Source organism: Modestobacter muralis (genome assembly GCF_010682105.1).
Classification (GTDB): Bacteria; Actinomycetota; Actinomycetes; order Mycobacteriales; family Geodermatophilaceae; genus Modestobacter; species Modestobacter muralis.
In genome coordinates this window covers 18,330-38,434 of sequence record NZ_JAAGWH010000010.1, presented here as the reverse complement: position 1 = coordinate 38,434, position 20,105 = coordinate 18,330, and the positions used below count along the sequence as shown (strand labels likewise).

The window sequence follows — 20,105 nt, the reverse complement described above, 5'->3', positions numbered from 1 at the left end:
GGTAGTGCCCACCGGAACAGGGGGCCGCACGTGGACGAGCGCACGTGGAAGAGTCGGACTCCCTCGACGACTGGACCGCCCATGAGTGGCAATGCCACGCACCGTTTCCGCAACACCAGCATCCTGACCGTGCAGACGGCCGACGCCTCGCAGGTGGTCACCTCCGACGCGCTCGACGAGCAGCTGGCCGAGACCTACGCACGCGTGGGTCTGCGCCCGGGGATGCTGGAACGGCTGGCCGGCATCCGCGAGCGCCGCTGGTGGGCCGACGGCGTCACCTTCGTCGACGGCGCGGCCATGGCCGGCGCCAAGGCGATCAGCGAGAGCGGTGTCGACCCGGCCTCCATCGGGCTGATGATCAACACCTCGGTGAGCCGCAAGCACCTGGAGCCCTCGACCGCGGTCGCGGTGCACTCGGCCCTGGGCCTGCCCCGCTCGGCGCAGAACTTCGACGTGACCAACGCCTGCCTGGGCTTCGTCAACGGCATGGAGCTCGCCGCGGCGATGATCGACTCGGGGATGATCGACCACGCGCTGATCGTCAACGGCGAGGACTCCCGGAAGGTGCAGGAGCGCACCATCGAGCGGCTGCAGGGCCCCGGTGTGACCTCCCGCGACGTGATCGCCCAGTTCGCCACGCTGACCCTGGGCTCCGGCGCGGCCGCGATGGTCCTGGGCCGCAGCGACCAGCACCCCGAGGGCCACCGCCTGGTCGGCTCGGTCAGCCGGGCCGGCACCGAGCACCACGAGCTGTGCATCGGCGACAACGACGAGATGCGCACCGACCTCAAGGGCCTGCTGGACGCCGGCATCGCCCTGTCGCTGGACATGTGGGACGAGGCCGCCGCCGAGTTCGACTGGAAGAGCGGCATGGACCGCTACGTCATCCACCAGGTCTCCAAGGTGCACACCGCGACGATGGTCGCGAAGTTCGGCATCGACGAGGCGAAGGTGCCGCTGACCTTCCCCACCCGCGGGAACCTCGGCCCGGCCGCGGTGCCCTTCACGCTGGCCGGCCAGCAGGACTCCCTGGTCGACGGCGACCGGGTGCTGCTGATGGGCATCGGCTCGGGCTTGAACGCCTCCTGCCTCGAGATCGCCTGGTGACCCACGCGGTGACCGACGCGACCCCCGTGCCCGACCTCCCCGCGGGGCTGCCGGGTCTGGACCCGGCCTGGTCCCGGCGCGTCACCGTGGCCGACTCCACCGGCGCGAAGCACGACTGGCACCTCCTGGACAACGGCGTGACCGACCCGGTCGGCACGCTGCTGTGCGTCCACGGCAACCCGACCTGGTCCTACCTGTGGCGCCGGCTGGTCGCCGCCGCTCCCCCCGGCTGGCGGGTCGTCGCCCCCGACCAGCTCGGCATGGGCTTCTCCGAGCGGCTGACCGGGCTGCGCCCGCTGGCCCAGCGCGTCGCCGACCTCGGTGACCTCACCGCCGCCCTCGGCGTCACCGGCCCGGTGATCACCGTGGGCCACGACTGGGGCGGCGTGATCTCCCTGGGCTGGGCGCTGCAGCACCGCGACCAGCTGCGCGGCGTCGTCCTGACCAACACCGCCGTCGCCATGCCGCCGGGCGACCTGGGCCCGGCGCTGATCCGGCTGGCGCACGCCCCCGGCGTGCGCCCGGCCGCGACGGTCGGCACCCCGCTGTTCGTGCGCGCCACCACCGCGCTGTCCCGCCCGCCGCTGCCGGCCGCCGTCCGCGACGCCTTCGCCGCGCCGTACGCGTCCGCGGACCGCCGCGGCTCCGTCGGGGACTTCGTCGCCGACATCCCCTTCGCCCCCGGGCACCCCTCGCGCGCCACCCAGGAGGCGATCGCCGAGGGCATCCGCGACCTGGACGTCCCCGCGCTGCTGCTGTGGGGCCCGCGCGACCCGGTGTTCGGCGAGCGCTACCTGGCCGACCTGCGCGGGCGGCTGCCGCACGCCCAGCTGCACCGCTACGAGGGCGCCTCGCACCTGGTGCAGGAGGACGCCCCGCAGTACGCGAAGGCGATCGCCCAGTGGGTCGCCGACCTGGCCGAGGGCCGCCCCGCCGCGCCCGCGCGACCGGCCGCCGAGGTCACCGACCGGCACCCGTGGTCGGCGCTGACCGACCGGGCCACCGACGACTCCCCCGCTGTCGTCGAGGTCGGTGGCGGCACCGTCACCTGGGCCGCGCTGTCCCGCCGGGTCGAGGACCTCGCCGCCGGGCTGGTCGCCGCCGGCGTCGGGCCGGGCACCCGGGTGGGCATGCTGGTCGAGCCCTCCGCCGACCTCACCGCCGCCGTCTACGCCGTCTGGCGGGCCGGGGCGGTCATCGTGGTGGCCGACAAGGGCCTGGGCCTGCGGGGCATGCGCCGGGCGCTGCGCGGCGCCGGCGTCGGCGCGGTCATCGGCAGCGCCCAGGGGCTGGCCGCTGCCCGGGTGATGGGCCTGCCCGGCATCCGGATCGCGGCCGGTGGCGTCGCCGGGGCGGCCGCCCGCGCCCTCGGTGCCACGACCAGCCTGGCCGAGCTGGAGCAGCGCGGCGCCACCGCGGCCGCGCCCGCCGTCGCCGCGCCCGACGCCGACTGCGCCGTGCTGTTCACCTCCGGGGCCACCGGCCCGGCCAAGGGCGTCGTCTACACCCGGCGCCAGGCCGTGGCCCAGCTCGACCTGGTCCGGTCGACCTACGGCCTCACCCCGGCCGACCGGCTGGTCGCCGCGTTCGCGCCGTTCGCCATCCTCGGCCCGGCCCTGGGCATCGGCTCGATCGTGCCCGACATCGACGTGACCGCGCCCGGCTCGCTCACCGCGGCCAAGCTCGCCGACGCCACCGCCGCGGCCGGCGGCACCGTGGTGTTCGCCTCCCCCGCCGCGCTGCGCCGGGTGGTCGCCACCGCCGGCGACCTGACCGACGCGCAGCGGGGCGCGCTCGGCGGCGTCCGGCTGCTGATGTCGGCGGGCGCCCCCGTGCCGCTGTCGCTGCTGCAGCAGCTGCGCGCGGTGCTGCCGCACGCCGAGGCGCACACGCCCTACGGGATGACCGAGGCGCTGCCGGTCACCGACGTCTCGGCCGCCGAGGTCGAGGCCGCCGGGTCCGGGGACGGCGTCTGCGTCGGCCGCCCGCTGGCCGGTGTCGAGGTGCGGGTCAGCGCGCTCACGCCCACCGGCCGCGCCGAGGGCGACCTCACCGACACCCCGGGCCTGACCGGCGAGGTCTGCGTGCGGGCCGCGCACGTCAAGGACCGCTACGACGCCCTCTGGGCCACCGAGCGGATCTCCTCCCGCAACCCGGGCTGGCACCGCACCGGCGACGTCGGGCACCTCGACGCCGAGGGCCGGCTGTGGATCGGGGGCCGGCTGCCGCACGTGGTCACCACCGCCACCGGCGTGGTGACCCCGGTCGGCATCGAGCAGCGCGTCGAGCAGCTGCCGGGCGTCTCGGCGGCCGCCGTCGTCGGCGTCGGGCCGGTCGGTGCCCAGGTCGTCGTGGTGGTCGTCGTCCCGGCCGGGGCACGCTCCTCCCGGTTCCCCGGTGCTGCCCCCCGGCCGTCCCTCGCCGACGCGGACCTGGCCGGGGCCGTACGTGCCGCGGCCGGCACCGAGGTCGCGGCGGTGCTGACCACCGGCCGGCTGCCGGTGGACATCCGGCACGAGTCCAAGGTCGACCGCACCGCGGTGGCCCGCGCGGCCGGCGCGGTGCTGGCCGGCACGGGCGGGGCCCGGCGCCGGTCGTGAGGGTGCTCGTCACCGGCGCCAGCGGGATGCTGGGCCGGGCCACGGCGCAGCGGCTGGTCGACCGCGGGGACGACGTCACCGTGCTGCAACGCCGCCCGGCCCGGCTCGACTGCACCCAGGTGCTGGGCGACGTCGCCGACCCCGGCGTCGTCGCCCGGGCGGTGGCCGGTCAGGACGCCGTCGTGCACCTGGCCGCCAAGGTCGACGTGACCGGGCCGTGGGCGGAGTACGAGCGGGCCAACGTCACCGGCACCGGCACCGTGGTGGCCGCCTGCGCCGCCGCGGGCGTGCGGCGGCTGGTGCACGTCTCCTCCCCCTCGGTGGCGCACGGCGGGTCGGCGCTGGTCGGGGTGGGCGCGGAGCCCGCCGACCCGGCGGGCGCCCGCGGGCACTACGCGCGGTCCAAGGCGCTCGCCGAGCGCGCGGCGCTGGCCGCCGACTCCCCCGCCCTGGCCGTCCTGGTGGTGCGCCCGCACCTGGTCTGGGGGCCCGGCGACACCCAGCTCGTCGGCCGCATCGTCGAGCGGGCCCGCGCCGGGCGGCTGCCGTTGATCGGGTCCGGGGCGGCGCTGATCGACACCACCTACGTCGACAACGCCGCGGCCGCGCTGGTGGCCGCGGTGGACGCGTGCGGGCCGGTGCACGGCGAGGCGCTGGTCGTCTCCAACGGCGAGCCCCGCCCGGTCGGTGAGGTCCTCGCCGGGCTGTGCCGGGCCGCGGGCGTCCCCGAGCCGCGGTCCCGGGTGCCGTTCGGCCTGGCCTGGGCCGCCGGAGCGGTGGTCGAGGGCGTCTGGTCGCTGACCGGTGCGCGGCAGACCCCGCCGCTGACCCGGTTCCTCGCCGAGCAGCTCGCGACCGCGCACTGGTTCGACCAGCGGCGCACCCGTGCGGCGCTGGGCTGGACACCCGAGGTGTCACTGGACGAGGGCTTCGCCCGGCTGGCCGCCGCGTACCGCTGAACCCCACCGGGCCCGGCGGACGAACGCCCCGCAGGCCCGGTGAGCGAAGGCACCGCAGGTCCCGGCGGACGGACGCAGCGCAGGCGAGAGGAGGTCGGAGTGGACACGTCGTTCGAGGAGTTCGTCGCCGCCCGGCGTCCGGAGCTGCTGCGCACCGCCCTGCTCCTCACCGGCGACCGGTCCGGTGCGGAGGAGCTGGTGCAGCGCGCGCTGGCCCGCACCCGCCGGCGCTGGGGGCGCGTCCCCGACCCGCTGGCCACCGCCCGCGCGGCCCTGGTCACCGGCAGCGGCCGGCGCACGGTCCGCGGGGAGCAGGTGATCGAGTCCCTGCCCGACCCCTCGGTCGCCGCGGCCGGTCCCGAGCCGCTGGCCCGGGCGCTGCGCGACCTGCCGCCCCGCACCCGGGCGGCGACCGTGCTGACCGCCCTCGACGGGCTGCCCCCGGCGCAGCTCGCCCCGCTGCTGGGCTGCCCGGCCGACACCGCGGCGCAGGAGGCCGAGCGCGGCGCCGCACAGCTGCACCCTGCCCTGGCCCCCGACCTCTACGCCCGCCCCCGGTCCGGCGCCGACGACCCGGACCGGCGGCTGCACGACGAGCTCGCCCGGCTCGCCGGCGGACCCGGCGCCTGGCGGCTGGACGCCGGTCAGGCCGTCGTCGACGTGCGGCACCGGCAGCGGCGGGGCCGGTGGCAGGTCGCGGCCGCCGCGGCGCTGACCGTGCTGTGCGTGGGCGGCGCCGGCGTCCAGCTCACCCGTCCCGCCGCCGAGCCGGCCCCGGCACCGGTCGCCCCGGCGTCTCCGTCGTCCGCCCGCCCGGCACCGGCCGCCCCGCTGGGCGGCAACCCGGCGATCCCGGTGCTCCTGGGCCCGGCCCGCGGCTCCCTCGCCGGCGACGCCGCGTTCCTCGATGCCGTCCGGTCGGTGGGCTGGGGCGGTCAGGCGCCGCCGCCGGTCGCCGACCGGGAGGTCGTGTTCGCCGGGGACACCCCGCACGGCCGCGCGGCGTTGGTGGTCGGCGAGACCGACGGCGACTTCCGCGGCACCTGGCTGGTCGGACCGGTGGGCGCGCCGGCGGCGGAGCTGACGCCCCGGTACTCCCGCACCCTGGGCCGCACCCGGCCGGCGACGCTCGTGCTCGGCGGTCCCGGCGAGGCGACGCTGGTCGTGGTCGCCGGCCGGGGCGACACCGTGGCGGTCTCCGACCGGCTGATGGTCGGTCCGCGCGGCACCGTGGGCCGCGACTACCTGCCGGCGGGCTCCGCCGACGGCACCGCGGTCGTGCCGGCCCGGACGACGCAGGCCGGCTCCGGGCTCAGCGTGCGGGTGACCCGGGACGGCCAGGTCGTGCACCGCAGCGGGGTCGAGGTGCCGGGGACGCGCACCGGGGAGCTGCCGGCGCTCCAGCCGCTGCGGCCCACCGCGCAGCCGCCGGACCCGGTGGTGGTCGGCACGGCGTTCACCCAGCTGGCCGGCCCGCTGGGCGTCGAGCCCGCCGACCTGGAGCCCGAGCTGCTGTGGTCCGGCCCGCTGCCGCTGAGCCGGCGCAGCGGGAGCGTCGCCGTCGTCGTGGCGCACAGCCCCGGCGGCGCGCTCGTCGTCGGGACGGTGGCCGGCCGCCCGGGGACGGTGCTCCCCTGTGGCGCCTCGACCCCGCCGGGCTCGACCGACGTCGCGACGCTCACGGTGGTGCGCACCTGCGACGTCGCGCTGCCCGGGCTGAGCTCGGAGGAGGACGGCCGGTGGCTGGTGGTGTCCGCCCCGTCCGACGCCGCCTCCGCCGAGCTGCTGGACGAGCGGGGCCGGGTGCTGGGCCCGCTGGCGCTGACCGGCGGCGGGGCGGTCGTGCCGATGCCGGCCGGGGCGGTGAGCGTGCGCACCCTGGACGCCGCCGGGCGCGAGCTGCGGGAGACCGCGGTCGCGCCGGTGCCGACCGAGCCGTTCGGCGACTACGGCTCCGGCGTCCCCGGCTGAGCCGACCCGGCGAGCAGTTGCGCGCGGACCTGCCGGCGGAGCACCTTGCCGATCTGCGAGCGCGGCAGGTCCTCGACGACGACGAGCCGGCGCGGCACCTTGTAGGCCGCCAGCGACGCCCGGGTGGCCTCGCGCACGGCGTCGAGGTCCAGCGGCCGGGACAGCACGACCGCGGCGACGACCTCCTCGCTGCCCGACGCCCCGGGCAGGCCGACCACCGCCGCGTCGGTGACCCCGTCGACGGCCTTGAGCGCGTCCTCCACCTCGGAGGGGTGCACGTTGAACCCGCCGGTGATGACCAGCTCCTTGATCCGGTCGACGACGGTGACGAAGCCGTCGACGTCGGCCACCACGATGTCGCCGGTGCGCAGCCACCCGTCGGCCAGCAGCACCGCAGCCGTCTCCTCGGGCCGGTTCCAGTAGCCGGAGAAGACCTGCGGCCCGCGCACCAGCAGCTCGCCACGCTCGCCGGGTGCCCGGTCGACGGCCGGGTCCTCCGGGTCGACCACCCGCATCTGCGTCGAGGGGTAGGGCAGGCCGACGGTGCCCGGCCGGCGGGTGGGCCCCATCGGGTTGCCCAGCGCGATCGGTGAGGCCTCGGTCATCCCGTAGCCCTCCACCACCAGCCCACCGGTCAGCTCCTCCCAGCGGGCCGCGGTCGCCACCGGCAGCGGCATCGCCCCGGAGATCGCGAACCGCACGGTGGACAGGTCGACGCTGCGCTCCGCGGCGGCGGTGGCCAGCCGCTCGTAGACCGGCGGCACCCCGGGGAGGAACGTCGGCGGCCGCCGCCGGGCCGCGGCGAGCACCTGGTCGACGTCGAACCGCGGGAACAGGACCAGCGCCGCGCCGATCCGCAGGGCGGTGACCAGGCACAGCATCAGCCCGTAGGCGTGGAAGAACGGCAGGACGCCGTAGAACACCTCGGTGCCCGGACGCAGGCCCGGCACCCAGGCCAGGGACTGGGTGACGTTGGCGACCAGGTTGCGGTGGGTGAGGACGGCGGCCTTGGGGCTGCCGGTCGTGCCGCCGGTGTACTGCAGCAGCGCGACGTCGGTGTGCACCGGTCCCGGGTGCGCGGCCGGCAGCGGGGTGGCCCCGGCGACCGCGGCCTCCCAGGGCGTCGCCCCCGGCGCCGGGGCGGTCATCGCCGCCCTGGTGGCCCGGGCGCGGGCCAGTGGCAGCCGCAGCGCCAACCGCTTGGCCAGCGGCAGCGCGCGGCTGAGGTCGACGGCGAGCACGGTGCGCAGCGCCGGGGCGTCCAGGCCCTGCACCACGGGGGCGACGACGTCCCAGACGACGGCGACCGTGGCGCCGTGGTCGCGGAACTGGGCACCGAGCTCGTCGGCGGTGTACAGCGGGTTGTGCTCCACGACGACGGCGCCCAGCCGGAGCGCGGCGTGGAAGGCGACCACGTGCTGCGGGCAGTTGGGCAGCACCAGGGCCACCCGGTCACCGGGCCGCACGCCCAGGTCCCGCAGCAGCCCGGCGGCGCGGGCCACGGCCGAGCCGAGCTCCGCGTAGCTGGTGCTGGCGCCGAGGAAGTCCAGCGCCGGCCGGTCCGGGAACCGCGCGACGGCGGCGGCCAGCAGATCGGGCACGGCGTCCGGCGGCACCTCCACCTCCGCCGGCACGCCCGGGGCGTAGCTGTGGGTCCAGTGCGGCGCGGGCGTGCCCGTCACCGGCCGGTCCCGCGGCGGGGTCGTCCAGCGGCGTCCATCTGCTCCCTCGTCCTGGCTCCGCCCCGCGGGGCGGCGGGTCGTGCGGCCCGCTGACCGTCCGGGTGCCGGACGGTCAGCGGGCGTGGGTCACAGCGGGTCGACCGAGTCCGCCTGCACGCCGCGGTCGCCCTGGCTGGCGGTGTACTCGACCCGCTGGCCCTCGTCGAGGCTGCGGTAGCCGCCCCGGTCGGCGATCGCGGAGAAGTGCACGAACACGTCGTCGCCGCCGTCGTCGGGCTCGATGAACCCGAAGCCCTTCTCGGCGTTGAAGAAGCGCACCGTGCCCTGGCCGCCGGTGCCGCCGCCACCACCGGCGCGCGGCGCCCGGGGTGCCCGGTCGTCGCGGCGGGGACGCTCGTCCCGGCGCGGGCGCTCGTCGCGCCGGTCGTTGCCGGCCGGGGCACCGCCGCCACCGCCGACGGCGCGCACCGAGTCGGCCTGCAGGCCGCGCTGGCCGGGGCTGGCGGAGTACTCGACCCGCTGGCCCTCGTCGAGGCTGCGGTAGCCGCCGTGGTCCTCGATGGCGGAGAAGTGGACGAAGACGTCGTCGCCGCCGGTGTCGGGCTCGATGAACCCGAAGCCCTTCTCGGCGTTGAAGAACCGCACGGTGCCCTGCGACCCGCCGCCGCCACCGCGCGGTGCGCGGGGGGCCCGGTCGTCACGGCGGTCGTCGCGCCGGTCGTCGCGGGCCGGGGCCCGGCCGCCGCCGAGGGGCTGGACCGAGTCGGCCTGCATGCCCTTCTGGCCGGGGCTGGCGGTGTAGGAGACCCGCTGGCCCTCGTCGAGGCTGCGGTAGCCGCCGTCGTCGGCGATCGCGGAGAAGTGCACGAAGACGTCGTCGCCGCCCTCGTCGGGCTCGATGAACCCGAAGCCCTTCTCGGCGTTGAAGAAGCGCACCGTGCCCTCGGAGCCGCCACCACCGCCGCCGCCGCGGGGGGCGCGGACCTCGCGGTAGTCGTCGCGGTGCCCGCGTTCGGCCCGCGCCGGAGCGCGGCCGGCGCTGCCGCCGCCCAGCGGACGGATGGTGTCCGCCTGCAGGCCGCGGTCGCCCGGGCTCGCCTCGAACTCCACCCGCTGCCCCTCGTCCAGACTGCGGAATCCGCCGTCGTCGGCGATCGCGGAGAAGTGCGCGAACACGTCCTGCCCGCCGTCGTCGGGCTCGATGAACCCGAACCCCTTCTCAGCGTTGAACCACTTGACCGTGCCCTGGGGCATCCTGCGACTCCTGCACATCTCGACAACTGCTCGGTACCTGCGGGTACCAGGGTCCCCCAGGGTGCCCCTCCGGGGCCAGCCGCCCCGGGAAACGGTCAGCCGCGGCGGTCGGCCAGGAACTGGAAGCGGTCCCGGGTGGCGGCCACCTCGGCCGCGTCGACGTCGGCGAGCACGATCGTCTCCACCCCCGAGGCGGTGGCCAGCAGCTCCCCGGTCGGGCTCACGATCCGGCTGTCGCCGGCGTGGTGGGTGCCGTCACCGGCGTCCCCGACCCGGTTGCAGCCGACCACGTAGGCCTGGTTCTCGATCGCCCGGGCCGACAGCAGCGTCGTCCAGTGCTGCCGCCGGGCGCGCGGCCAGTTGGCCGGCACGAGGAAGACGTCGGTCGTGGGGCCGGCCTCCCAGAACACGTCGGCGAAGCGCAGGTCGTAGCAGATGAACGGGGTGATCCGCAGGCCGCCGACCTCGACGGTCACCGGCCCGGTGCCGGACCGGAAGCGGGTGCGCTCGGCGGCGAAGGGGTGCAGCTTGCGGTAGCGGTGGGTGCTGCCGTCGGGGCCGGCCAGCACGAAGGTGTTGTGCGGCAGCTCCTCGCCGTCCTCGATCTCGGGACAGGTGCCGGCCACCCACACGCCGTGCTCGGCGGCCTGCGCGGCGAGGAACCGGGCCGAGGGCCCGCCCACCGGCTCGCCGATGCCCGGGGTCATGGAGAACCCCGTGGAGAAGGTCTCGGTGAGCAGCACCAGCTCCGCGCCGGCCCCCACCGCGCGGGCGACCTGCGGGGCGAGCCGGGCGAAGTTGGCGTCCCGGTCCTCCCAGACGATGTCGTGCTGGACAGCGGCGATCCTCACTGCATCTCCCCCAGTCGCCGGGCGGCCTCCGCGAGCACCTCGTCGCGCTTGCAGAAGGCGAAGCGCACCAGGTGCCGGCCCAGGTGCGCGTCCGCCGCGCCGTAGAAGACCACGGACGGGACGGCGACCACCCCGGCGCGGGCGGGCAGCGCGCGGCAGAACGCCACGCCGTCCCCGTCGGGCTGCAGCGGTCGGACGTCGACGGTGGCGAAGTACGTCGCCTGCGGGCTGACCACCGGCAGCCCCGCGGCCGCCAGCCCGGCGGTCAGCCGGTCGCGGCGGCGCTGCAGGTCGGCGGTGACGCCGGCGAAGAACGCGTCGGGCAGCCGCAGCCCGGCGGCGACCGCCGGCTGGAACGGTCCGCCGTTGACGAAGGTCAGGTACTGCTTGGCGGTGCGCACAGCGGCCACCAGCGGTGCCGGCCCGCAGACCCAGCCGATCTTCCAGCCGGTGGTGTTGAAGGTCTTGCCGCCGCTGCTGATCACGAGCGTGCGGCCGGCCATCCCGGGCAGCGTGGCGATCGAGGTGTGCGTGGCCCCGTCGAACACCAGGTGCTCGTAGACCTCGTCGGTGAGCACCAGCAGGTCGGCAGCGGTGGCGACCTCGGCCAGCAGCGCCAGCTCGGCAGCGGTGAACACCTTGCCGGTCGGGTTGTGCGGGGTGTTGAGCAGCAGCATGCGGGCGCGCGGGGTGACCGCGGCCCGCAGCGCGGCCTCCTCGAAGGTCCACGCCCCGGTGCCCACCTCCCCAGCCGCCACCGCCGGCGGGTGCAGCGGCACCGGGCGCAGGACGCCGCCGGCCATGGCGACCGCGGCGGCGTAGCTGTCGTACATCGGCTCGAACAGCACGACCTCGTCGCCGGGCTCGAGCAGGGCCAGCAGCGCGGCGGTCAGCGCCTCGGTGGCGCCGGCGGTGACCAGCACCTCGCCGTCCGGGTCGTGGGTCAGCCCGCGGAAGCGCAGCTGGTGCTCCGCGATCGCCGTCCGCAGCTCGGGCAGGCCGGGGCCGGGCGGGTACTGGTCGTGTGCGGTGCCGATGGCGGCCCGGGCGACGTCGAGCACCGCCGCGGGGCCGGGCTCGTCGGGGAACCCCTGGCCCAGGTTGATCGAGCCGGTGGCCACCGCGAGGGCGCTCATCTCGGCGAAGACCGTCGTCCCGAAGCCCTGCAGCCGGGAGGACAGGTACGGCGTACGGGTCACGCCCTCAGTCTGCCGTCCGTGGCCACCGGTGTCGGGGAGTTGTGCTCTGCTCCCTGGTGGGGAGCAGAGCACAACTCCCCTGACGACCAGGTCAGCCTTCGGCGAGGGTGGCCGCCACCAGCGCGTTGGCGCGCCCGTGGCCGAGGCCGTGCTCGGTCGTGAGCCAGGTCACCAGCTCCATGTGCTTCGTCAGCGGCGAGGCCCGGATCAGCTCCTGCCACTCCGCGATCGGGCGGCCGTACCCCGCCTCGATCGACGGGAAGTAGCTGGCCGGGCCCTTCGGTGCGTCGGTCATGGCCGGGGATCGTGCCGGCGTCGCGCGCGGTCGGGAACGGTTCCCCGCGTCAGTGCAGCGCGGCGTCGGCGGGGCCGGTGGTCCAGCGGCGGAAGCGGACGACGAGCCCCGCGCGGGTGGGGGCGCAGCAGTACGGTCCGGCCTGCAGCGGCGTGCCGGCCGGGAAGGGGGCGACCCGCACCAACTGGAACGGCTCGTCGTCGACCCGGGCGCGGACCGTGACCGCGTCGCCCGAGCGGCTGGCCCGCACGGTCACCCGACGGCCGGCCCACGCGGGCACCGGCGCGACCGACCAGTCCGAGCGGCCCAGGGTGACCACCGCGCCGACGCTGGGCGCACCGTCGGCGAACTCGACCCCGGCCTTGACCCAGGTCTCGGCGTCGGCGCGCAGCACCAGGCCCGCCTGGTCGAACTGCTGGTCGTAGTCGAGGTCGAAGGTCACCTCGACCGCGCCGGGGTCGGCCAGCGGGGCCAGCAGAGCGTGCGCGGAGTCGTGCACGAACCCGTAGCTGGTGTGCCGCCAGGCGTCGCTGCCCTCGACGGCGGTGACGAGCAGGTCGTCGCCGTCCCCGCGGACGTCGGCCGGGGCCGCCGTCCACGTCCCGGCACCCCACGGCTGGGCGGCGTCGTCGCTGGTGCCCGCGCGGTCGCTCATGCCCGCACGCTAGAGGACGCCGCGGTGGCCCTAGCGTGAAGGGATGACCTCCCCGTACATCGCCCGTCCGGAGCTGCTCGACGCCGACCCGCTGACCGCGACCGGCCGCCCCGTCGGCTGGGGCGTCGTGTCCACCGGCTCGATCGCCGCCACGGTCACCGCCGACATCGCCCTGCTGCCGGACGCGACGCTGGCCGCGGTGAGCTCCCGGCACGCCGACAAGGCCGCCGCCTTCGCCGAGCAGTTCGGCTTCGCGGCGTCCTACGGCGACGACGACACCCGCTCCGGCCTGGACGCACTCCTCGCCGACCCGGCCGTGGAGGTCGTCTACGTCGCCACGCCGCACGCCCAGCACGCCGCCGTGGTGCGCGCGGCGCTGACCGCCGGCAAGTCGGTGCTCGTGGAGAAGCCGATCACCATCAACGCCCGCGAGGCCACCGAGCTGGCCGAGCTGGCCCGCGAGCGCGGCGTCTTCCTGATGGAGGCGGTCTGGACGCGGTTCCAGCCGGCCTACCAGCGGGCGCTCCAGATCGCCGCCTCCGGCGAGCTCGGCCAGGTGCACTGGGTCAACGCCGAGATCTCCTTCCCCGCCCCGGCCGACCCGGGCGCGCGCATCTGGGCCCGCGCCGACGGTGGCGGTGCCCTGCTCGACCTGGCCGTCTACCCGCTGCTGTGGCCCTGGGGCACGATCGGCCTGCCCGACTCGGTGACCGCCGTCGGCACGCTGAACGAGGAGGGCGTCGACGCGCAGAACGCCCTGTCGCTGTCCTACGCCTCCGGTGCCCAGGCCCAGCTGACCACCTCGCTGCTGGCCCGCTCGCCGCACAGCGCGCTGGTCTGCGGCACCGAGGGCTGGCTGCGCGCGGAGGGCGCGGACTCGGTCTACCGGCCCGAGCGGCTCGAGGTGCAGATCGGCGACGCCCCGGTGCGGGTGGAGGAGTTCGAGCGGATCGGGTCCGGCTACGTGCACGAGCTGCGCGAGGTGACCCGGTGCCTCCAGCAGGGGCTGACCGAGAGCCCGGTCATGCCGGTCCACGACTCGCTGGCCCTGATGCACTTCCTCGACGGCGTCCGCGCCCAGCTCGGCGTCGTCTACCCGAACGACTGACCTCATGGAGTCCCAGCGCTGCGGTTTCCGTAGCGCTGGGACTCCGTGAGCGCCGGGACCGCGACGCCGGGGACCGACTGTGCGGTCAGCGGGGTCCGGCGGCCTGGACTGGCCCGCTGAGCGCACAGTCGGCACCCGGGTCGCGGCTCGGACGGCCCGGCGGGGCAGCGCTACCGTGTGCCGGTGATCACCGTCTGCGGCGAGCTCGTCATCGACCTGATCCCCGCGGGTGCACCGCAACCCGGCGCGGCCCCGCAGTACACCGCCTTCCCCGGCGGCAACGCGCTCAACGTCGCCGTCGCCGCGGCGCGGCTGGGCGCGGTCAGCCACCTGATGGCCCGGGTCGGTCCCGGGCCGTTCGGCGCGCTGCTGCGCGGGCACGCCAGCCGCAACGGGGTCGGCACCGACGCGATGCTGGACGCCGCCGAGCCGGTGAGCCTGGCCGTGGTGGAGCTGGCCGCGGACGGCTCGGCCGGCTACTCCTTCCACACCGTTGGCGCCGCGGACTGGCAGTGGAGCGCCGACGAGCTGGCGCGTGCCTGGCCGGCCGGCACCCGGATCGTGCACGTCGGGTCGATCTCCAGCTGGACGCCGCCGGGCTCGGCCGCCATCGCCGACCTGGTCGCCCGGGTCCGCGCCGACGGGACGGCGCTGGTGAGCTTCGACCCCAACGTCCGCCCCGGCCTCATCACCGACGCCGACGCCGTCCGCGCCCAGGTCGAGCTGCTGCGCCGCACCGCCGACGTGGTCAAGGTCAGCGCCGAGGACCTGCACTGGCTCGACCCCGGCGCCGACCTGGACGCCACCGCACTGGCCTGGGCCGCCGAGGGGCCCTCGCTGGTGGTCGTCACCGACGGCGGGGAGCCACTGCGCGCGGCCCGGCCCGACGGCACCCTGCTGCGCCGCCGTCCGCCGGTGGTGGACGTGGTCGACACCGTGGGCGCCGGGGACAGCCTGGCCGCCGGCCTCTTCGCCGGCCTGGTCCGCACCGGCGTGCTCACCGCTGCCGCCCTGCGCGCCCTGCCCGAGCCGGACCTGGTCGCCCTGCTGGACGACGCCGCCCTGGTGGCCGCACTGGCGTGCACGCGGGCCGGGGCCGACCCGCCCACGCTCGCCGAGCTCGAGGCCGCCCGCGCCCGCTGAAGGACCCCCTCGCCCCCGGCCCACGCTCCGCGCGAGCCGGGACCCGGCACGGGGGCCAGACCGCTTCCCGGTCCGCGACCCGCCGTCCGGGAGACTGCTGCGGTGAGTGCCGAGACCATGTTGCTGCTCGTGCTGGGTGCGGTGGCGGTGATCGTCGCCGTTCGGGCGATCGCCGACCGCACCGGTCTGCCGGCCGCCGCCCTGCTGACCCTCGTCGGGATCGCCTACGCGCTGCTGCCCGGCCCGAACGTGGCCCTGGACCCGCACCTGGTGCTCACCCTGGTGCTGCCGCCGCTGCTCTACAGCGCGGCGCTGGACTCCTCGCTGACCGCGATCCGCCGGAACATGCGCACCGTGGTCAGCCTGTCGGTGCTGCTGGTGCTGGTCACCGCGCTGGTCATCGGCGCCGGGTTCGCGCTGTTCGTGACCGGGGCGACGCTGGCCGCGGGCATCGCGCTGGGCGCCGCGGTCGCCCCGCCGGACCCGGTCGCCGCGCTGTCGGTGGGCCGCAAGGTGGGCCTGCCGCCGCGGCTGATCACCCTCATCCAGGGCGAGGGGCTGCTCAACGACGCCACCGCGCTGACCATCCTCACCGTCGCGGTCACCGCCGCCCAGGGCGAGGGCTTCTCCACCCCGGCGGCGGTCGGTGAGTTCACCATCGCCGCGGTCGGCGGTGTCGCGGCCGGGCTGGTGGTCGCCTACGGCGTCCGGCCGCTGCGCCGCCTGCGCAAGGACCCGCTGACCAACAACGCCATCTCCCTGGCCACCCCCTTCATCGCCTACCTGCTGGGCGAGGCGGTGCACGTCTCCGGCGTGCTGGCCGTCGTCGTCGCCGGCCTGGTGATCGGGCACAACGCGCCGTACTGGACGTCGGGGGCCAGCCGACTGCAGACCGACGCGGTGTGGCGGCTGGTCGACTTCCTGCTCGAGGGCATCGTCTTCCTGCTCATCGGCCAGCAGCTCCCCGAGGTCATCCGCGGCCTGGGCCAGTACGAGACCTCGACCGTGCTCACCGCCGCCGCGATCACCGTCGGGTGCGTCCTGTTCATCCGGCCGCTGTGGCTGCTGCTGACGGAGGCGCTGCCCGCGTCCATGCACAGCCACCTCGGCGGGGACACCGATGACGGCAGCCGGTTCAGCGGGCGGCTGTCCGGACGGGAGATCGTCGTCCTGAGCTGGGCCGGCACCCGCGGGGTCATCAGCCTGGCCGCGATCTTCACCCTCCCGCTGGTGACCGAGACCGGGGCACCGTTCCCCGACCGGGACCTGCTGCTGTTCTGCGCGTTCCTCGCCGTGCTGGTCACGCTGGTCGGGCAGGGGCTCACCTTCGCGCCGCTGGTGCGGGCGCTGGGCTGCGTCGCCGACCAGGCCGACGGGGCCCGGCTGCGCAACGAGGCCCGGATCGCGGCGGTGGAGGCCGGGCTGGCCCGGCTGGACACGCTGCAGTCGGAGGAGCACGACGCGGTCGACGACCGCGCGATCGAGGCGATGCGCGGCCAGCTGACCACCCGGCTGGACCGCTACCGCAAGCGGCTGGACCTGCTCAACTCCGCGGAGGGCGGGGAGATCCCGCTGTCCCCGGGCTACGAGGCCGCGCTGCGGCTGCGCCGCGCCGTGATCGCCGCCGAGCGCGAGGAGCTGCTGCGCTGGCGGGACGGCGCCCGGCTGCCCGACGAGGGGCTGCGCATCCTGGAGCGCGAGCTCGACCACGAGGAGGGCCTGCTCCCCAAGCGCTGAGGGTCGACACCGGGTGCCCGTCCCGACAGGCTGTCGGGGACCAGGACACCGGCGAGAGGGGCACGGCGATGGCAGCGCGCTACGAGTACGTGGTCGACGAGATCCGCGAGGGCATGATCGGCGGCAAGATGTCCGGCGACAAGCTGGAGAAGGTGCTCAACCAGCGGGCCCGCGACGGCTGGCAGCTCAAGGCGATCACCTCGGTGGAGGTGAAGGGCCGCGTGGGGCCCGGCGGCGTGGACGGCGTCCTGGTGACCTTCGAGCGGCCCGTCGGCTGAGCGGACCGCCGGCCGGCCGTCAGACGGGCAGGCCGGCGAGCCCGGCGGCGAGGCCGAGGACGGCGCACACGCCCAGCGTGCGCAGCACCGACCAGCGCAGCCGGAACAGCAGCACCGCCGCGACGCAGGCGATCGCCAGCGCCACCCAGCGCGGCGTGCCGAGGTCGGGCAGCTCGAGGCTCAGCCCCCACCGGTCCACGGCCACGACGCCGGTGAACAGCGTGTGCACCGCGAAGTACAGGCCGAGGTTGGCGATCACCCCGACCACGGCGGCGGTGATGCCGGTCAGCGCCGCCGACAGCGAGCGGTTGCCGCGCAGCCGTTCCATGTAGGGCGCGCCCAGCAGCACGAACAGGAAGCTGGGCACGAAGGTCACCCAGGTGACCAGCAGCGAGGCGAGCACCGCCGCGGCCCACGGGTCGAGGCTGCCGGGGTCGCGGTAGGCGCCCAGGAACGCCACGAACTGCACGACCATGATCAGCGGCCCCGGCGTGGTCTCGGCCAGCGCCAGCCCGCGCACCATCTCCCCCGGCGCGAGCCAGCCGTACACGCCGACCGCCTGCTGGGCGACGTAGGCCAGCACCGCGTAGGCCCCGCCGAAGGTGACCACCGCGGCGCCGGAGAAGAACAGCCCCTGCTCGGTGAAGACGCTGCCCGCCCCGGTCAGCAGCGCCACCGCGGCGATCGGCACGCCCCAGGCGACCAGGCCCACGACCAGCACCCGCAGCGTGCGGCGGGCCGAGGGCTGCTCGGTGTGCAGCTCGTCGTCGGAGATCAGCGGCGCCGGGCCGTCGTCGGCGTCCTGCGCCGGCTTGTCGGGCACGGCCGCGGGACGCCAGCGGTGCAACGTCCAACCGGCCACCCCGGCCAGCGCGACGACCACCGGGAACGGGACGGCGAACAGCGCGAGCGCGGCGAACGCGGCGACCGCGATCCCCAGCAGCACCCGGCTGGTCAGCGCCCGCTTCCCGACCCGGGTCACCGCCTGCACCACGATCGCCACCACCGCCGGCGCCAGCCCGGCGAACACGGCGGTGACCGCGGTGGTGTCGCCCCACGCCACGTAGACCGCCGACAGCACCAGCAGCGCGACGGCGCCGGGCAGCACGAACAGCCCGCCGGCGACCAGCCCGCCCCGGGTGCCGTGCATCAGCCAGCCCACGTAGGTGGCCAGCTGCTGGGCCTCGGGCCCGGGCAGCAGCATCGAGTAGTTCATCGCGTGCAGGAAGCGGCGCTGACCGATCCAGCGCTTCTCCTCCACCAGCGTCCGCTGCATGACCGCGATCTGCCCGGCCGGCCCACCGAAGGTCTGCAGCGAGATCAGGGCCCAGGCGCGCACGGCCGTGCGGAACGGCACGACCGGCGTGGTCGGAGCGGGGGCGTCGGGGTGCATGGCGTCCTCGTCAGGGTGGGGTCGGGGCCCGGGCGGTACCCCGACGATGTCAGACCGCGGCGGCGTGGGTGCCGAACGTGCGCGCGTGGTAGGTCAGCGGGGCGAGGTCCTCCCGGGCCGCCGCGCGCACCTCGCCCAGCACGATGACGTGGTCGCCGCCGGCGACGAGCTGGCTCACCGTGCAGGCCAGCCAGCCGGGGCTGCCGGTCAGCCGCGGCGCGCCGTCCTCGGCCACCCAGTCGACGCCGGAGAACTTGTCGCTGCCCTTGCGGGCGAACGCCAGCGCCAGCGCCGCCTGACCGCTGCCCAGCACGTTGACGCCGAAGACGCTGTCCACGGCGAGGCGGGACAGCAGCTCCGAGCCGCGGTCCAGGGACACCAGCACCATCGGCGGGGTCATCGACAGCGACGCGAACGCGCTCACCGTCGTCCCGTGCGGGGAGCCGTCGGTGAGCGTGGTGACCACCGAGACCGGGGTGGCGACCCCGGCCATCACCGCGCGGAACTCCTCGGCCAGCGGAGTCGTCACGCGGCACCGCCGAGCGGCGCCAGGCCGAGGTGGTCGCGCAGCGTCGTCCCGGTGTAGTCGGTGCGGTGCACGCCGCGCTCCTGCAGCAGCGGGACCACGGTGTCGACGAAGACGTCCAGCCCGCCGGGGGTGAGGTGCGGGACGAGGATGAAGCCGTCGCTGGCATCGGACTGCACCAGGTCGTCGATCTGGTCGGCGACCGTGGCGGGGCTGCCGATGAAGTTCTGCCGGGCGCTGGTCTCGATCATCAGCTCGCGGATGGACAGGCCCTTGGCCTCGGCCTGCTCGCGCCAGGCGGCGGCGACGGCCATCGGGTCGCGGTTCATCCGCACGCTGGCCCGGCCCTTGGCCACGGTGTGCTCGCCGACCAGCGGGTCGACGTCGGGCAGCGGGCCGTCGGGGTCGTAGCCGGAGAGGTCGCGGTTCCAGACCTCCTCCAGCTTGCGCAGCGCCGTCTGCCCGGACACCTGCTGCTTGCGGACCTCGGCGGCAAGCTCAGCGGCCTCGGCGTCGGTGTCGGCGATGACGAAGGTGGCCGCGGGCAGGATCAGCAGGTCTTCGGGGGCCCGGCCGTACGTCGCCAGCCGGCCCTTGACGTCGGCGTAGAAGGCCTGGCCGGCCTCCTTGGTGCCGTGCCGGCTGAAGATGGCGTCGGCACCGGAGGCGGCGAACTCCCGGCCCTCGTCGGAGTCACCGGCCTGGAAGACGACGGGGCGGCCCTGCGGGCTGCGCGGGACGTCGAACTGGCCGGCGATGTCGAAGTGCGCGTCGAAGTGCGCGAACCGGCCGGGGGTCGGGGTGGTCAGGAACTCACCGGTCTCCTTGTCGGCGACGATCTCGTCTCCGTGCCAGGAGTCCAGCAGCTCCATCGCCGTGGCCAGGAAGGTGCGGGCCCGCTCGTAGCGCTGGTCCTGCGGCAGGAAGCCGCCGCGGCGGAAGTTCTCCCCGGTGAAGGCGTCCCAGGACGTGACGACGTTCCACGCCGCCCGCCCACCGGAGAGGTGGTCGAGGGTGGCGAACTCCCGCGCCACCTCGTAGGGCTCGTTGAACGTGGAGTTGATCGTGCCGGCCAGCCCGAGGTGCTCGGTGACCGCGGCCAGCGCCGCCAGCACGGTGAAGGTGTCGGGCCGGCCGACGACGTCGAGGTCGTAGATCTCGCCGTTCTGCTCGCGCAGCCGCAGGCCCTCGGCGAGGAACATGAAGTCGAACTTCCCGCGCTCGGCGGCGGCGGCGAAGCGGCGGAAGGAGTCGAACTCGATGTGGCTGCCGGCCGCGGGGTCGCTCCAGACGGTGGTGTTGTTGACGCCGGGGAAGTGCGCGGCGAGGTGCACCTGCTTGGTCATG

General features: G+C 76.1%; 17 protein-coding genes. 8 read left to right on the top strand and 9 right to left on the bottom strand.

The window, feature by feature from the left end; genetic code table 11:
* The first annotated feature begins 81 nt into the window (after positions 1-81).
* From GCU67_RS02940 to GCU67_RS02925, 4 genes are all read left to right on the top strand, one after another.
* Positions 82-1,107, top strand: coding sequence for a 3-oxoacyl-ACP synthase III (locus GCU67_RS02940; protein ID WP_163609593.1), 1,026 nt, complete (start codon positions 82-84; stop codon positions 1,105-1,107).
* On the top strand, positions 1,104-3,707 hold the full coding sequence (locus GCU67_RS02935; protein WP_338104724.1) for an alpha/beta fold hydrolase: 2,604 nt from the start codon (positions 1,104-1,106) through the stop codon (positions 3,705-3,707). Before GCU67_RS02940 ends, GCU67_RS02935 begins: the two co-directional genes overlap by 4 nt.
* Positions 3,704-4,666, top strand: a complete 963-nt coding sequence (locus GCU67_RS02930) for an NAD-dependent epimerase/dehydratase family protein (protein ID WP_163609592.1) — start codon at positions 3,704-3,706, stop codon at positions 4,664-4,666. Before GCU67_RS02935 ends, GCU67_RS02930 begins: the two co-directional genes overlap by 4 nt.
* Positions 4,667-4,765: 99 nt before the next feature.
* On the top strand, positions 4,766-6,637 hold the full coding sequence (locus GCU67_RS02925) for a SigE family RNA polymerase sigma factor (protein WP_163609591.1): 1,872 nt from the start codon (positions 4,766-4,768) through the stop codon (positions 6,635-6,637).
* Here GCU67_RS02925 and GCU67_RS02920 read toward each other — a convergent pair.
* The 6 genes from GCU67_RS02920 to GCU67_RS02895 form a co-directional block, all read right to left on the bottom strand.
* Positions 6,613-8,319 carry a long-chain-fatty-acid--CoA ligase gene (locus GCU67_RS02920; protein ID WP_163609590.1) on the bottom strand — a complete coding sequence of 569 codons (1,707 nt, stop codon included), beginning with the start codon at positions 8,317-8,319 and terminating at the stop codon, positions 6,613-6,615. The two genes, GCU67_RS02925 and GCU67_RS02920, sit on opposite strands and share 25 nt — an antisense overlap.
* A 126-nt stretch (positions 8,320-8,445) precedes the next feature.
* Positions 8,446-9,573 (bottom strand): cold-shock protein, encoded by a 1,128-nt coding sequence (locus GCU67_RS23110; protein WP_163609589.1) that lies wholly within the window; start codon positions 9,571-9,573, stop codon positions 8,446-8,448.
* Positions 9,574-9,668: 95 nt separating this feature from the next.
* Positions 9,669-10,424 (bottom strand): nitrilase-related carbon-nitrogen hydrolase, encoded by a 756-nt coding sequence (locus GCU67_RS02910; protein ID WP_163609588.1) that lies wholly within the window; start codon positions 10,422-10,424, stop codon positions 9,669-9,671.
* The gene (locus tag GCU67_RS02905) at positions 10,421-11,623 is read right to left on the bottom strand and encodes a pyridoxal phosphate-dependent aminotransferase (protein WP_163609587.1); all 1,203 of its coding nucleotides are present in this window, start codon (positions 11,621-11,623) and stop codon (positions 10,421-10,423) included. Before GCU67_RS02905 ends, GCU67_RS02910 begins: the two co-directional genes overlap by 4 nt.
* A 91-nt stretch (positions 11,624-11,714) precedes the next feature.
* Positions 11,715-11,918 (bottom strand): DUF4287 domain-containing protein, encoded by a 204-nt coding sequence (locus tag GCU67_RS02900; protein ID WP_163609586.1) that lies wholly within the window; start codon positions 11,916-11,918, stop codon positions 11,715-11,717.
* 49 nt (positions 11,919-11,967) lie between these two features.
* On the bottom strand, positions 11,968-12,573 hold the full coding sequence (locus GCU67_RS02895; protein WP_163609585.1) for a DUF1349 domain-containing protein: 606 nt from the start codon (positions 12,571-12,573) through the stop codon (positions 11,968-11,970).
* A gap of 43 nt (positions 12,574-12,616) precedes the next feature.
* On the opposite strand from GCU67_RS02895, the gene GCU67_RS02890 reads away from it, so the two are divergent.
* The 4 genes from GCU67_RS02890 (at position 12,617) to GCU67_RS02875 (ending at position 16,839) form a co-directional block, all read left to right on the top strand.
* Positions 12,617-13,681, top strand: coding sequence for a Gfo/Idh/MocA family protein (locus GCU67_RS02890; protein ID WP_163609584.1), 1,065 nt, complete (start codon positions 12,617-12,619; stop codon positions 13,679-13,681).
* A gap of 183 nt (positions 13,682-13,864) precedes the next feature.
* Positions 13,865-14,824, top strand: a complete 960-nt coding sequence (locus tag GCU67_RS02885; RefSeq protein ID WP_338104723.1) for a PfkB family carbohydrate kinase — start codon at positions 13,865-13,867, stop codon at positions 14,822-14,824.
* A 102-nt stretch (positions 14,825-14,926) separates the two neighbouring features.
* Complete coding sequence (locus GCU67_RS02880; RefSeq protein WP_338104722.1) at positions 14,927-16,561, top strand: Na+/H+ antiporter; 1,635 nt, start codon at positions 14,927-14,929, stop codon at positions 16,559-16,561.
* 68 nt (positions 16,562-16,629) lie between these two features.
* Positions 16,630-16,839, top strand: coding sequence for a DUF4177 domain-containing protein (locus GCU67_RS02875; RefSeq protein ID WP_163609582.1), 210 nt, complete (start codon positions 16,630-16,632; stop codon positions 16,837-16,839).
* A gap of 19 nt (positions 16,840-16,858) precedes the next feature.
* Here the strand turns inward: GCU67_RS02875 and chrA are convergent, their stop codons facing one another.
* The 3 genes from chrA to GCU67_RS02860 are packed head-to-tail and all read right to left on the bottom strand — an operon-like array spanning position 16,859 to position 20,104.
* Complete coding sequence (gene chrA / locus GCU67_RS02870; RefSeq protein WP_163609581.1) at positions 16,859-18,232, bottom strand: chromate efflux transporter; 1,374 nt, start codon at positions 18,230-18,232, stop codon at positions 16,859-16,861.
* Between the two features lie 49 nt (positions 18,233-18,281).
* Positions 18,282-18,761 carry a flavin reductase family protein gene (locus tag GCU67_RS02865; RefSeq protein WP_338104721.1) on the bottom strand — a complete coding sequence of 160 codons (480 nt, stop codon included), beginning with the start codon at positions 18,759-18,761 and terminating at the stop codon, positions 18,282-18,284.
* Positions 18,758-20,104 carry an NtaA/DmoA family FMN-dependent monooxygenase gene (locus GCU67_RS02860; RefSeq protein ID WP_163609580.1) on the bottom strand — a complete coding sequence of 449 codons (1,347 nt, stop codon included), beginning with the start codon at positions 20,102-20,104 and terminating at the stop codon, positions 18,758-18,760. Before GCU67_RS02860 ends, GCU67_RS02865 begins: the two co-directional genes overlap by 4 nt.
* Position 20,105 lies beyond the last annotated feature (1 nt).

Coding starts and splice junctions, on each gene's coding strand:
- GCU67_RS02900 (WP_163609586.1), bottom strand. CDS start 11,918: ATGACCGACGCACCGAAGGGCCCGGCCAGCTACTTCCCGTCGATCGAG.
- GCU67_RS02940 (WP_163609593.1), top strand. CDS start 82: ATGAGTGGCAATGCCACGCACCGTTTCCGCAACACCAGCATCCTGACC.
- GCU67_RS02895 (WP_163609585.1), bottom strand. CDS start 12,573: ATGAGCGACCGCGCGGGCACCAGCGACGACGCCGCCCAGCCGTGGGGT.
- GCU67_RS02875 (WP_163609582.1), top strand. CDS start 16,630: ATGGCAGCGCGCTACGAGTACGTGGTCGACGAGATCCGCGAGGGCATG.
- GCU67_RS02860 (WP_163609580.1), bottom strand. CDS start 20,104: ATGACCAAGCAGGTGCACCTCGCCGCGCACTTCCCCGGCGTCAACAAC.
- chrA (WP_163609581.1), bottom strand. CDS start 18,232: ATGCACCCCGACGCCCCCGCTCCGACCACGCCGGTCGTGCCGTTCCGC.
- GCU67_RS23110 (WP_163609589.1), bottom strand. CDS start 9,573: ATGCCCCAGGGCACGGTCAAGTGGTTCAACGCTGAGAAGGGGTTCGGG.
- GCU67_RS02890 (WP_163609584.1), top strand. CDS start 12,617: ATGACCTCCCCGTACATCGCCCGTCCGGAGCTGCTCGACGCCGACCCG.